This is a genomic window from Collinsella sp. SGI.033, assembly GCF_050315135.1.
GTDB lineage: Bacteria > Actinomycetota > Coriobacteriia > Coriobacteriales > Coriobacteriaceae > Collinsella.
The window spans coordinates 1-12,415 of record NZ_JBNPOK010000002.1 but is presented as its reverse complement, the minus strand read 5'-3'; the positions used below and the strand labels follow the sequence as shown (position 1 = coordinate 12,415).

Below are 12,415 nucleotides of genomic sequence, written 5' to 3'. Positions count from 1 at the left end.
CGAGGCTAGGCAGCCTGAACAGAAGGCTGGCCCTCGTCGATAAAGAAGCGCTTGTACCACACTAGGAACACGAGCGGCGTATAGATCTTGCGCTGGAAATCGCCCTTGCCCGCAAAGTGCAGATCGAGCAGGTGCATGAGCTCGTCGGTATTGAAGAACTCGCTTGCCCACGGCGCGGTGAAGTACTCCTTGACATAGTCGTACCACTTTTGCTCGCGCAGCCAGTAGACAATCGGCACCGGGAAGCCCACCTTGGGACGGGTGGCCCACTCATCGGGCAGCGACTTGTTGGCAGCGTGGCGGAGTACCTGTTTGTTGCCGTTCTCGTTGATGCGGTAGCGGTCGGGAATGTGCTCGGCGAACTCCATGACTTTGCGGTCCAGGAAGGGCACGCGCAGCTCCAGTGAGTGTGCCATGCACATCTTGTCGGCCTTGAGCAGAATGTCGCCCGGGAGCCACATGTTCATGTCCAGGTACTGCTTCTTGACCAGCTCGGGCTGACCCTTCACGCGCGCATAGATGGGAGCGGCAAGCTCGAAGGCGCCATCGCCGGTGTTGTACTCGGGCTTGAGCACGCCGTCGACCTCGCGCTCCGGCCATACCAGAGCCTGTCCCAGGAACGACTTCTCAGGGATCTCGGCACCCTTGACCAGGAAGTTATGTCCCTTGAAGTACGGCATATGCAGCGCCAGGTTACCGAGCGCGCGACGGATGGGCAGCGGCACCATCTTTTTGTACTTGCGGACCGGGACCGTGTCCTCGTAGTAGGCGTAGCCGCCAAAGAGTTCGTCGGCGCCTTCGCCCGAAAGCACTACGGTGACGTCCTTGCGGGCCATCTCGGCCAAGAACCACAGCGGCACAGAAGACAGGTTGGACTGCGGCTCGTCCATGTGATACTGGATATCCTCGAGCGCACCGAAGAACTCGTCGGCGGTAATCATCTTGCGGACGTTCTCGACGCCGAGCTTATCGGAAAGCTCCTTGGCGTAGTTGGTCTCGTTGAAGTTCTTGTAGTCAAAGCCCACCGAGAAGGTCTTGTCGGGCATGAGGCAAGCAGCAATATAGCTGGAGTCGACGCCGCCGGAGAGGAACGACGCGACCTTGACGTCGGCGATGCGATGGGCCTCGACACTCTCGTGCACGACCTCGTCCAGCTCATCGACATACTCTTCGAACGGCTTCTCGACGGCAGAGTAATCGCAATCCCAGTAGCGCTCGATGTTCATCTTGCCGGTCGGGATATCGACGGTAAAGTAGTGCGCCGGCGGCAGCTTGTAGACACCCTCGAAGAAGGTCTCCTCGGTTGCCGAATACTGCAGCGTCATGTACGGACGCAGAGCCTTTTTGTTGACCGCCTTGTGGAAGTGCGGGTAGTCCAGGAAGCTCTTGATCTCGGAACCAAAGAGCACGCCCGGAGCGCCGTCGCCCGCATCGGCCATGGGATAGTAGTAAAGCGGCTTGATGCCAAAGATGTCGCGGGCGCCAAAAAGCTTGTTCTTCTTTTTGTCCCAGATGACGAAGGCGTACATACCGCGCAGGCGATCGAGGACGGCCTCGCCCCACTCCTCGTAGCCGTGCAGGAGGCTCTCGGTGTCGGCGCCGCAGTGGAACTTGTAGCCCTTGGCCTCGAGCTCGGAACGGAGTTCTTGGAAGTTGTAGATCTCGCCGTTGAAGACAATGACGACGCTACCGTCCTCGTTGGCCATGGGTTGGGCGCCAGCCTCGGTCAGGTCAAGGATCGACAAGCGGCGGAAGCCGAGGGCAACGCGGCCGTCGATAAACTGACCGCCCATGTCGGGACCGCGATGGACGATGCGGTCCATCATCTTGGTGAGCACCTCGGATTGGTTATCCGTCCCACCGACAAAACCGACAAAACCGCACATATACTATCCCCTCTGCTGTTGCTGGGCATCAAATCGAATCAGTAGCTTTTAAGTATACCCGAGGGCGTAAAGAGGGGCGGAATGTTCAGGCAATCTCAACTGAATCAGCTCCGCTGTGACACGCGCCGGTTACCTTTAATGGATATGAGGTGAATGGGGCGATTGTTTTGCTATACTCTCTCCGCACGGGCGATTGGCGCAACGGTTAGCGCAGGTGCTTTACACGCACAAGGCTGGGGGTTCGAATCCCTCATCGCCCACCACTTGATTGAAAAGGCTCCCAGCGATGGGGGCCTTTCCCTTTTGGGCCCAGTGCAGAGGGATTCGAACCCGCAAGGGTGCGGAGCTGAGGAAACGCGAAGCGTTTTCCAGCGCAGCACGCGAGGAGCGGAGCGACGAAGCGGAAGCGGGCGGCGCCAGCCGCACGCGGACATCCCTCATCGCCCACCATTGAATTGTTAGGCCTCCGGTGTTGGAGGCCTTTCTTTTTTGTGCCCGGCGCATGGGATTCGAACCCTAAGGACCCCTTATTTCAAGGTCCGTGGTCAAAAAATGGCAAAAATGAGTACTGCTACTTTGCTTGCAACATATAAACAGATAGTGTTTGCTTAGGTTACGCAACATATGTCCATTATAAGGACTAACAGTCAGATCAAAATCGTGTATTCATCGCCATTTCGACTTGCCATCTGGCCTTATTAGTCCAAAATTGCTGCTACCAAATCGGTAACAGTACTCATATTTGATGTTTTTTGACCAGCAGGTCTCCCTGCCTTAGCAAATCTAAGGCAAAACGGGCTCCAGACCGCTGAATCATGCCGCATGGGGCACGTCCGCAGTCCGGAATCCGGTCCAAATTGAGTTATTGCGCCGCGTTAGCCCAAGACACCCGACAGAATCTCGATTAGGCTGTCCACATCGGCTTCCTCGCACACGAGCGGCGGCAGGAAGCGCAGTGTATGTGCACCTGTAGCGTTAATCACGGTACCAGCCACCAATGCGCGAGCCACAACGTCGTGCGCATCACCCGCAGCATCGTCCAAATCGCAGCCGAGCATTAGGCCGCGACCACGCACCTCGGTAACATGCGGCAGCTTGGCGAGCCTTGCCTCCATATAGGTACCCACCTTGGCGGCATGGTCTGCGTAGTCACCGCGCACAAGCGCGGAGAGCGTCGCGGCACACGCCGCGATGGCCAAGCAGCTGCCGCCGAAGGTCGAACCATGGTCGCCGGGCTTAAAGATGTCAGCGATTTCTTTCTTTGCCACCACGGCACCCATGGGCACGCCGTCAGCGATGCCCTTGGCAAGACTCATGATATCGGGCTCCACACCATAAGTCTGAAACGCGAACGGCTTGCCGGAGCGGAAAATACCACACTGGACCTCGTCGGCGATAAGCACGGCACCCACCTCGTGTGCCAAGTCGCGCGCCGCAGCCATAAACTCCTCGGTCATGGGATGCACACCGCTTTCGCCCTGGATCGGCTCGAGCATCACAGCGCAAATCTCGCTTCCCAACTGCTTAAAGATTGCGTGCAGTTCATCTACATCGTTGGGTGTGCATGCCACAAAGCCACCCGGCAGCGGGCGGAAACTGTCCTGCAGCCAATCCTGCATGGTCGCCGCAATGGTCTCGAGCGTACGACCATGAAATCCGCCGCGCATACACACGATGGTGTTGCCACCGTTGCCAGCACGTTTGGCATACAGACGCGCGAGCTTCATAGAGCCCTCGTTGGCCTCGGCACCGGAATTGGCAAAGAACGTCTCCCACACCTGCTCGCCCGCAGCCGGAGCGCCAAGCGCCGCCGCCGTGGTCTCGTCGCCAGCGGCAATCGCGTCGGCAAGCACGCGCGCACCGTCCGCATCGTCGTTGGCGAGCTTGGACAGCAACGCCGCGACCTGGCCGCGCTGCTCAATGTAGAAGTAGTTGGAGACATGCAGGAGCTTTTTGGCCTGGGCCTCGAGCGCCGAGAGCACCGCCGGGTTGCCGTGGCCTAGGCTGCATACGCCAATACCTGCAAGAAAATCGAGATATTCGCGACCATCGTCGCCGGTGAGCTTCATGCCGTGGCCCTCGACAAACTCGACCGGCGAGCGGCCAAAGGTTTGCATAACGTAGTGGGATTCGAGCGATTGTTGAGCTGCAAGTGACATGAGATGCCTTTCGTTAAGCGCCAGGTGGCGCGGACTGTGGGTGTAACGGTGTGACGATTTCTAACCAGCTAGACCGTCTGGAGCTTCTCGACCTCGTCGAGGTTCTCGGTCAGGCGCGCCGCAAAGGTCGAAAGCGGGTGCGGGTGCGTATCAAATTCGTAGGCCGTCTCGGTAGAGTGGATCACGGTGCCGACGCCGGCATCGGTCAGCAGCTCCAGGAGCAGCGAATGCGGCGTGGTACCGTTAATGATGTGAGCGCGAAATACGCCGCCGACAAGCGCATCGACGGCCGCGCGCAGTTTGGGAATCATGCCCTTATCGACCTCGCCACCGTAGAGCATCTCATTAACCTCGTCGAGCGTTAGGTTGGAGATGAGCGAGTCTTTATCGCTAAAGTCCTTGTACAGGCCGTCGACGTCGGTCAAAAAGATCGCCTTGTGCGCGTGGAGCGCCGCCGCAACGGCACCGGCGGCGGTGTCGGCGTTGATATTGAAGAAGCCACCGTCCTCCCCCGCCGCGACGGTAGCGATGACGGGAATATACTCGCTATCGAGCAAGTTCTCGATGTAGTCGGTGTTGACATGCGTCACTTTGCCCACGCGTCCGAGCTCGGGGTCGAGCGGCTCGGCGATGAGCGTGCCGGCGTCGCTGCCCGATACGCCCACGGCCAAGTTACCGTGGTGGTTGATTGCCGCCACCAGCTCTTGGTTAACCTTGCCGCCCAGCACCTCGCGCACGATATCCATGGTCGCCGGCGTGGTCACGCGCTGGCCGTTCTTAAACTCGACGGGCATATCGTAATGGCTCAGCGCCTCGTTGATGGCTTTACCACCGCCATGCACGATGACGGGGCGCATGCCGATAATCTTGAGCAAAACGATGTCGCTCATCACGTCGCGACGCAGTTGCTCGTCTACCATGGCGGCCCCGCCATACTTGATAACGACCGTCTTGCCGGTCAGGTTTTTAATCCACGGCAGCGCTTCGAACAGCAGCTGCGCAGTTGCTTCGTTGGATTCGCTCGAACGACAATCGCGTGCGAATTTCATAATCTGCCTCGTCTTTCGTATCGTTATCGCGCTGTGCTCCGCTGCCCGCAATCGCGACGAGATGCGCAGCGTGCCTGGAATCTAGGAGCGGTAGTCACCATTGATTGAGATGTACTCGTGCGTGAGGTCACAGGTCCACACGGTCGTTGCCGCGTCGCCTGCGCCCAGGTCGGCCGAAATCACGATCTCGGGCGCCTCAAAACGTCGCAGGGCCTCGTCCTCGTCAAAAGGAACAGTCAGGCCCTCGCGGCAGACGGGCATGCCCATCATGTCGATGGAAACGTCTTCCTGATTAAACTTTACGCCGCACTTGCCGAGCGCCATGGCAACGCGACCCCAATTGCAGTCGTGACCAGCGATGCAGGTCTTGACGAGCGGCGAGTTGGCGACGGCACGGGCGGCGATATCGGCTTCCTCGTCGTTGGCGGCGCCGGTGACGTTAACCGTCACGAGCTTTGACGCACCCTCGCCATCGGCCGCGATGTTACGCGCCAGGCTCTCGCACACCTCGTGCACGGCAAAGGCCAGCTCGTCAAAGGCGTCAGTGCCCTCGACGATGGCCTCGGCATCCGCGGCGGCAGCGCCAGAAGCCAGCATGATACAGGTGTCGTTGGTCGAGGTATCGGAATCGACCGTCACTTTATTAAAGGTCTGTTTAACGGTCGAGAGCAGTAGGGTGTGGAGCGCCGCCGACTCGACGGGGGCATCGGTAGTAATGACCGCGATCATGGTGGCCATATTGGGCATGATCATGCCCGATCCCTTGCACATGCCGCCCACCGTATAAGCGTTGCCCACATGGCCCACAGCCTCACTGCGGTAGCGAACGGCATACTCCTTGGAATGCGTATCGGTCGTCATGATGGCACGGGCTGCATCGGCGCCGCCATGGGCAGAGAGTGCCTCGTAGGCGGACGGAATTGCCGTCTCAAACGTGTCGATCGGCAGAATCTGTCCGATCACGCCCGTGGAGGCAACTAAAATCTGTTGGGGTTCACAGCCAATGACCTGCGAGGCGATATTGCACGTCTCGCGCGCACAGGCAAGGCCGGTCTCGCCCGTGGCGGCGTTCGCATTGCCGGAGTTGATTGAAACACCGGCGATGATGCCATAGCCCTTGTCCGTACCGCCCAGGTTGGCACGGCTCACCTGCACGGGCGCCGCACAAAAGCGGTTAGTCGTAAACACGCCGGCCCCGGGACAGGGTTTATCGGGCACAACGAGCGCGTAATCCAGGCGCTCGGGATTCTTGCGGAATCCGGCATGGATGCCCGCCGCCTTAAAGCCGGCTGCCGCCGTTACGCCGCCCTCTACGGCACGAATCTTGATATCGAACTGCTCAGCATTCATCGTCTTTACGACTCCTTATGTCAAACAAAAAATGGGCATCGGTTGGTGCGCCATGCCAGCCACAATCATGAGACCAGCTTAAAAGTGGCGCCAAACTCGATACCCGACTACCAAATCGTTAATAATCGAATGTGCTACACCGGGCACGCCACTGTGGGCAAGCCTCGTCGCTCGTCAAAACCAAAGACGATGTTGGCGCACTGGACCGCCTGGCCCGCAGCGCCCTTGCACAAATTGTCGATGGCGCCCGTCGCCACCAGCACGCCCGCACGCTTGTTGAGCGCAAGGCCGATCTGGGCGGCATTGGTACCGACAACCGAAGCCGTCTTGGGCTGCTGGCCGGCATCGAGCACGCGCACAAAGGTACGACCGGCGTAGAACTTCTTGTAATGGTCGACGGCATCCTCAAGAGTCAGCGCTTCGAGAGCCTGCGTTGCGAGCGGCAGCGTCACCGTAGAGAGCAGGCCGCGCTTGAGCGGTGCCAGGTGCGGAGTAAAGACGACGCGATCGGTAAGGCCCAGAATTTGCTCGATTTCTGGCGTATGGCGATGTTTTCCTACGCCATAGGCCTCCAGATTCTCGTCCGCGCTGCAAAAATGGGTGCGGGTGTTGCACGACTTACCGGCACCCGTCACGCCACTGATGGCGTCGACGACTACGGGGCCGCTCTGGGCCACCCAGCCCGCACGCACGGCAGGCGCGGCAGCAAGACTCGTTGCGGTGGGATAGCAGCCGGCGCAGGCGACCAGCACGGGTCTGCCAGCGGCATGGCTGGAAGCAGCGGTCTCTAAGTCCTGGCAGAACAACTCGGGCAGACCGAAGGCACGTGTTTTAAGCAACTCGGGGCTCGTGTGCTCGGCGGCATACCATGTCTCAAAGACAGACGCGTCGCTCAGACGGTAATCGGCCGAAAGATCAAAGCAAGAGACACCCGATGCAAGCAGAGCGGGCACCTGTGCCATGGCAGCCGTGTGCGGCACGGCGAGAAAAACCGCATCGCAGCTCTTGAGTTCAGGGGCGTCATGCGTGGTGAAAACCAAATCGCTCACGCCAGCAAAGCTCGGATACACCGCGGACAGCAGCTGGCCGGCATCGGCGTTGGACGTAATGGCAACAAGTTCAAACTCGGGATGGCCGAGCACGAGGCGAATAAGCTCGGCGCCGGCATATCCAGCCGCGCCGACGATTCCAACCTTTAAAGACATATCGGACTCCTTGTCTGCGGTCTTATGCGTCATTGCGCATTCCGCAGCTGTCGTTATGAGGTAGGTTGAAACTTTAGCACCCGAGAATGCATATTTACGCAAATAATTTGTGTCTTCATGCATTGAAACATACCCGACACATTCGCTTGAAGGAATTGACAAAAAAATAAGCGAGCTCTGCATTAGCCGCAGCGCATCATACTGCTGGCCAATGCGGAGCCCACCTTATACGGAATACCAAACTTAAGGGTCGCCCAGAGCAGCCTAGAGCTCGACCGGAACCCATTCGTCGTGATTGCAGATAAAAGCCTCGGGGTCCTCGACGCTAAAGAAGACGAGCGTGGGGTCGTTAGGCCCCTCATAGTGCTCGCTCAAGCGCTCAAGATGCTTCCACCCGGCCTCGCGCATTTCATCCGAAGCCCGGTCGTCCAGACCCGCACGCCCGCGCAGGATCAACCAACCATGGCCCGGCCACCAACTCGTGGCCTCAAAGCGCTGGTTTTGCAGCAGCTCTTGCCACACATCTTTGGTGCGCGCCGTTACAAACCACAGCTTGCCGTCCTGAATCTGCGCAAACGAGAACGGACGCACATGCGGCTGCCCATCCACGCTCGTCGCTAGGTACCACGCCGGCACCGACGTCAGATACTCCAGCACCGTATTCAATCCGTCCACGTTTCCTCCTGTCATCTGACCAGTCTTTTTGGAATGGGCAGCTAATTTGGGAAATTAAAGCTCGAGGAGCTCTTCGCTGCCGTCGATATCGCAGAACCGCGCGGCGATGTTGCGGACCGAGAAGAACGCAAGGCGGCCATCGTTGGCACTATCGTGTTGCTCGCCAATGCCCACCATATGCTTAAAGCCCGTCTGGCGCACCTTGTCACTCACGAATGCATCGTCCTCGAGTGCGGCCTCGCCAGTTAACACGATCCAGCACTCCCCCGGCTTCCAGCCCGATACCTCAAACTTGGGATTCTTGCTCAACTCCGCCCACACGTCCTTGTCGCGCGACGTGCAAAACCACAGCTTGTCGTTATCGACCATGGCAAACGAAAACGGCCTCACGCGGGGCTGATGCCCGTCGTTTGCATCGGTCGTGGCAAGATACCACGCCGGAATGCGCCGGAGATACGAGCAGACGCGCTCGAGCTGAGCCATGCGATCGATGTCGGTCATAGAGACCCCTTTCTTGCGCTCGAATCGAGCTTAGACGAGTTGGAGATTGATAACGACAACGCATGCCACCAGCAGCGCCATCGCCACCGCGGCCAGTGCATCCCCGCGGCCAAACGTAAGCGCATGCAGACGCGTGCGTCCCCGCTCGCCGTGATAGCAGCGCGCATCCATGGCGGCCGAAAGCGTCTCGGCATGACGGAACACGCCAGCAAACAGCGGAATCGCCACACTGCCGAGCATGCGCACGCCACCGAGCGGACCGCCCGTCACGCGCGCGCCACGGCTTGCCTGTGCATCGGCCGTCTGTTTCATCTCGGTGGCAAATTGTGGCATAAACCGCAGTGCGATACCCATAATCATGCCGAGCTCGTGCGCCGGAAGCCCCACACGCGCGAATGGTGCGAGCAGGCGCTCAAAACCCGCGGTGAGGTCGAGCGTCGGCGTGGTGAGCGTAATGGCGCTCATGCCGGCCATCATCATCGTCAGGCGACACGCCATAAACGTCGCAGAACGCAGCGAGCCCTCGCTCACCTGCAAAAAGCCAAACTGCCACAGGATGCGGCCACTCTGATCGGAAAACAGGTTGAGCACCGCGACCACCACGACAATCGCCAGCAGTGGTGCCATCGACGATAGGACCCGACGCAACGGAACCCGGGCCGCGACATAGACCAGCACGACAAAAATTGCGATCGGAACCAGCCCGCGGAAGCTGCCGACGGTGAGCGCAGTGATCAGAAATGCGAAACCTAGGAGCAACTTAGTGCGCGGATCCAGGCGATGCACTGCGCTTTCCCCCGGATAGTAGCTGCCAAATGAGAATGCCTCCATTAGCAGCCCTCCTCTTGCGTGGCCATCTTGGAACCAGCCTGACGCGACGCCCTCAAAGGTCCGTCCGCGCAGCCTAGCAGCATGCCGGCCAACTCGTCGGCCAGCGACTCAACCGTATAAAGCTTGTCGCAGCGGAGCGGCACACCGGCTTGCACGAGCGACAATGCCATGCGCTGCGCAGCGGGAACGCCCAAACCGATCGATTCGAGCTCGTTCGCGTGCGCAAAAACCTGTGCGGGCGTTCCATCGGCAAACACCGCGCCCTCGTTCATCACAACGATACGGTCACAACAATTTGCCAGGTCATCCATGCTGTGCGAAACCATGACAACGGTCAGGCCCTCACGATGGAGCCGATCGATGAGCTCCAGGAAATCCCTGCGCGCAGCCGGATCGAGCCCCGCCATGGGCTCGTCGAGCACCAGGACCTCGGGCTCCATGGCGAGCACGCCGGCAAACGCCACGCGGCGCTGCTGACCGCCCGAAAGTTCAAAGGGGCTCTTGTCGCCTATCGCAGCAAGGTCGAGGCCCACGCGCGCAAGCGATGTTGCGACACGGCGAACAACCTCGTCTTGCGGCAGGCCAAGGTTGCGCGGGCCAAACGCCACGTCCTGCGCCACGGTCTCGGCAAATAGCTGGCGCTCGGGATACTGAAACACCACGCCGACCTTGGCCTTAACCGCGGCGGCGCCTTTCTTGCTTGATAGGTCGAGCCCCAGTGCGCAAACGCTCCCCTCCTGTGGACGAATCAGCCCGTTGAGATGCTGAACCAGCGTTGATTTACCCGAGCCGGTATGACCCGCCAGGCCCAGAAACTCGCCGCGACGCACCGTCAGCGAAACATCACGTAGCGCCCAGGGGCTGTTTGGATCGTTGCCCCAAAGAGCCTGTTTGCCCGATGCGCCCACAGTGGTCGAGCGCTTGCGCCATCGGCGGCGCTCGCGGGCGCTCAGCGACCAACTATGCGAGAGGTGCGAAATCTCGATGACGGGCTCCGACGCGACCATCCCGTCGGCTGCAGAGGATGCATGGTCAAGCACACGAGAATCGGATGCGGAGGGCCGCCCAGCGACGTCCGCCCCGCTTCGCTCAGCATAAACCTGTGCAATCTCGGCGACCATATCCGCCTCACGCACCTGCGCGCAAACGGGTACGCCCTTCGCGCGGAGTGCCCTACCTAGAGAGCACGACGCCGGCATATCCAGGTTGAGCTGGGCAAGTTCGTCCGCCCGCGTCAAGATTTCCTCGGGCGCACCGAGCATGGCAACGCGCCCCGCCCGAAACACCGCGACACGATCGGCCTCGGCGGCCTCCTCCATAACGTGCGTAATCATCACGATGGTCATGCCGCGTTCATGCAGCGCGTGACAGGCCTTCATAAGGCCCTTGCGCCCGCGCGGGTCGAGCATCGAGGAAGCCTCGTCCAATATGAGCACGCGCGGTTCCATGGCGAGCACGCCGGCAAGCGCCACGCGCTGCTTTTGGCCGCCCGAAAGTGCATGGGTCTCGTGGCGCTCAAAGCCCACCAGGTCCACACCCTTCAGCGCCTCGCGTACGCGCTGCGCAATTTGCGCCGATGGCACGCCAAGGTTTTCGGGACCAAACGCAACGTCATCTTCGACAAGCGTTGCCACCAGCTGATCATCGGGATTCTGGAACACCATGCCCGCGGTCGAACGAATGTCGTAGACCAGCTCGGGATCGGACGCGTCCATGCCGTTGATACGCACCGTGCCTGCATCGGGCTGCAGCAGCGCATTCAGATGCTTGGCAAACGTCGACTTGCCCGACCCATTGCCGCCGAGGATGCAGAAAAACTCGCCATCCTCGATGTTCAGATCGATACCGTCGAGCGCTGGCGTGACACCGTCATAGCTAAAGGAAACGCCTCGACAATCAATCATGCGCGGCCTTTGACCTGGTTCTTTTTAGGCGTGATGAGGTTGGAGACCGCCTTGTACACTGCAAGCGTGAGCACCGAGTTGAGCACGGTCTTGATAAGGTTGAACGGCAGCACGGCAGGAACCATGAGCGGAGCGATCGCATCGACCGAGCCATACCAGAACCATACGCCAATGGTAAGGTTTGCGACCATAGACAGCGCCGTAGCGGCAATGACGCCGAACACCAGGCCAATCACGGCACCCTTATAGGTATGCATCTTCTGGTAGACGATAGCCGCGGGCAGAATGTAGCCCAGCGTGGCAACCAGGTTCATAAGCGCACCGACCCAGTCACCCGTGGTGAGCGCGTGAATAACGATAGCCATAGCGGCAACAGCAGTACCGGCGCCGGGACCATACGCAAAACCGCACACCATCGCCGGCACCAGCGACGGGTCGTAGGTCAAAAACGGCGCCGAAGGAAGGATGGGCAGCTGCACGTACATAAACAGGGCGCCCAAGGCGCACATCAGCGCCATGGTAACGAGCTGTTTGGTGCTCCACCTATTCGTGTTCTCGAAATGGATATGCTGCGACTGTTCAGACATAAGATCACCTGCCTCTTTCATCCGGACTCTAACCGTTGGTACTGGGATCTCACCAGTTCAGCCGACATGCGAACCAACGCACGCACGGGTCGCGGACTCATCGGCTCGGACGCAGGCACCTCGCCTGCGCCACGGTGCCCCTCTGGCACCGTCCGATTTACCGCCAGTGGGGAATTTCACCCCGCCCTGAAACAGCAATTCCAAGTCTAGCACGGGCAGGCTTTCGCGCAAGCATGCCAAGGGTAATTTATAGTGGGGATCAGTTGCC

The 12,415-nt window shown here is 59.8% G+C and carries 10 protein-coding genes, 1 tRNA gene and 1 riboswitch; of the genes, 1 reads left to right on the top strand and 10 read right to left on the bottom strand.

Annotated elements, in window-relative coordinates; all coding sequences use genetic code 11:
* Positions 1–5: 5 nt before the first annotated feature.
* Positions 6–1,886 carry an asparagine synthase (glutamine-hydrolyzing) gene (asnB, locus tag ACQRC0_RS00910; protein ID WP_161115110.1) on the bottom strand — a complete coding sequence of 627 codons (1,881 nt, stop codon included), beginning with the start codon at positions 1,884–1,886 and terminating at the stop codon, positions 6–8.
* A 187-nt stretch (positions 1,887–2,073) separates the two neighbouring features.
* Here asnB and ACQRC0_RS00905 point away from each other — a divergent pair.
* A tRNA-Val gene (locus tag ACQRC0_RS00905) sits at positions 2,074–2,149 on the top strand.
* 612 nt (positions 2,150–2,761) lie between these two features.
* Here ACQRC0_RS00905 and ACQRC0_RS00900 read toward each other — a convergent pair.
* The 9 genes from ACQRC0_RS00900 to ACQRC0_RS00860 all read right to left on the bottom strand — a co-directional run bounded on the left by ACQRC0_RS00900 (position 2,762) and on the right by ACQRC0_RS00860 (position 12,147).
* Positions 2,762–4,045 carry an aminotransferase class III-fold pyridoxal phosphate-dependent enzyme gene (locus ACQRC0_RS00900; RefSeq protein ID WP_427727006.1) on the bottom strand — a complete coding sequence of 428 codons (1,284 nt, stop codon included), beginning with the start codon at positions 4,043–4,045 and terminating at the stop codon, positions 2,762–2,764.
* 68 nt (positions 4,046–4,113) lie between these two features.
* Positions 4,114–5,094, bottom strand: coding sequence for an acetylglutamate kinase (argB, locus tag ACQRC0_RS00895; RefSeq protein ID WP_427718310.1), 981 nt, complete (start codon positions 5,092–5,094; stop codon positions 4,114–4,116).
* A gap of 81 nt (positions 5,095–5,175) precedes the next feature.
* Positions 5,176–6,444, bottom strand: a complete 1,269-nt coding sequence (gene argJ, locus ACQRC0_RS00890; RefSeq protein ID WP_427727003.1) for a bifunctional glutamate N-acetyltransferase/amino-acid acetyltransferase ArgJ — start codon at positions 6,442–6,444, stop codon at positions 5,176–5,178.
* 134 nt (positions 6,445–6,578) lie between these two features.
* Positions 6,579–7,649: an N-acetyl-gamma-glutamyl-phosphate reductase gene (gene argC / locus ACQRC0_RS00885; RefSeq protein ID WP_427727000.1), complete on the bottom strand. Its 1,071-nt coding sequence runs from the start codon at positions 7,647–7,649 to the stop codon at positions 6,579–6,581.
* Between the two features lie 264 nt (positions 7,650–7,913).
* On the bottom strand, positions 7,914–8,324 hold the full coding sequence (locus ACQRC0_RS00880) for a pyridoxamine 5'-phosphate oxidase family protein (RefSeq protein WP_427718303.1): 411 nt from the start codon (positions 8,322–8,324) through the stop codon (positions 7,914–7,916).
* A gap of 54 nt (positions 8,325–8,378) precedes the next feature.
* On the bottom strand, positions 8,379–8,825 hold the full coding sequence (locus tag ACQRC0_RS00875; RefSeq protein WP_427726998.1) for a pyridoxamine 5'-phosphate oxidase family protein: 447 nt from the start codon (positions 8,823–8,825) through the stop codon (positions 8,379–8,381).
* A 30-nt stretch (positions 8,826–8,855) separates the two neighbouring features.
* Entirely contained in the window at positions 8,856–9,656 is an 801-nt protein-coding gene (locus ACQRC0_RS00870) for an energy-coupling factor transporter transmembrane component T family protein (protein WP_427726995.1), read from the bottom strand.
* Positions 9,656–11,560, bottom strand: coding sequence for an energy-coupling factor transporter ATPase (locus ACQRC0_RS00865; RefSeq protein WP_427726993.1), 1,905 nt, complete (start codon positions 11,558–11,560; stop codon positions 9,656–9,658). The genes ACQRC0_RS00870 and ACQRC0_RS00865 overlap by 1 nt, the downstream gene beginning before the upstream one ends.
* Positions 11,557–12,147, bottom strand: a complete 591-nt coding sequence (locus ACQRC0_RS00860; RefSeq protein WP_229770605.1) for an ECF transporter S component — start codon at positions 12,145–12,147, stop codon at positions 11,557–11,559. The genes ACQRC0_RS00865 and ACQRC0_RS00860 overlap by 4 nt, the downstream gene beginning before the upstream one ends.
* Positions 12,148–12,152: 5 nt before the next feature.
* Positions 12,153–12,345, bottom strand: a riboswitch (FMN riboswitch).
* Positions 12,346–12,415 lie beyond the last annotated feature (70 nt).

Bases quoted from the DNA above. Each gene is read 5' to 3' on its own strand.
- asnB (WP_161115110.1), bottom strand. From the start codon at position 1,886: ATGTGCGGTTTTGTCGGTTTTGTCGGTGGGACGGATAACCAATCCGAG.
- ACQRC0_RS00900 (WP_427727006.1), bottom strand. From the start codon at position 4,045: ATGTCACTTGCAGCTCAACAATCGCTCGAATCCCACTACGTTATGCAA.
- argB (WP_427718310.1), bottom strand. From the start codon at position 5,094: ATGAAATTCGCACGCGATTGTCGTTCGAGCGAATCCAACGAAGCAACT.
- argJ (WP_427727003.1), bottom strand. From the start codon at position 6,444: ATGAATGCTGAGCAGTTCGATATCAAGATTCGTGCCGTAGAGGGCGGC.
- argC (WP_427727000.1), bottom strand. From the start codon at position 7,649: ATGTCTTTAAAGGTTGGAATCGTCGGCGCGGCTGGATATGCCGGCGCC.
- ACQRC0_RS00875 (WP_427726998.1), bottom strand. From the start codon at position 8,825: ATGACCGACATCGATCGCATGGCTCAGCTCGAGCGCGTCTGCTCGTAT.
- ACQRC0_RS00870 (WP_427726995.1), bottom strand. From the start codon at position 9,656: ATGGAGGCATTCTCATTTGGCAGCTACTATCCGGGGGAAAGCGCAGTG.
- ACQRC0_RS00865 (WP_427726993.1), bottom strand. From the start codon at position 11,560: ATGATTGATTGTCGAGGCGTTTCCTTTAGCTATGACGGTGTCACGCCA.
- ACQRC0_RS00860 (WP_229770605.1), bottom strand. From the start codon at position 12,147: ATGTCTGAACAGTCGCAGCATATCCATTTCGAGAACACGAATAGGTGG.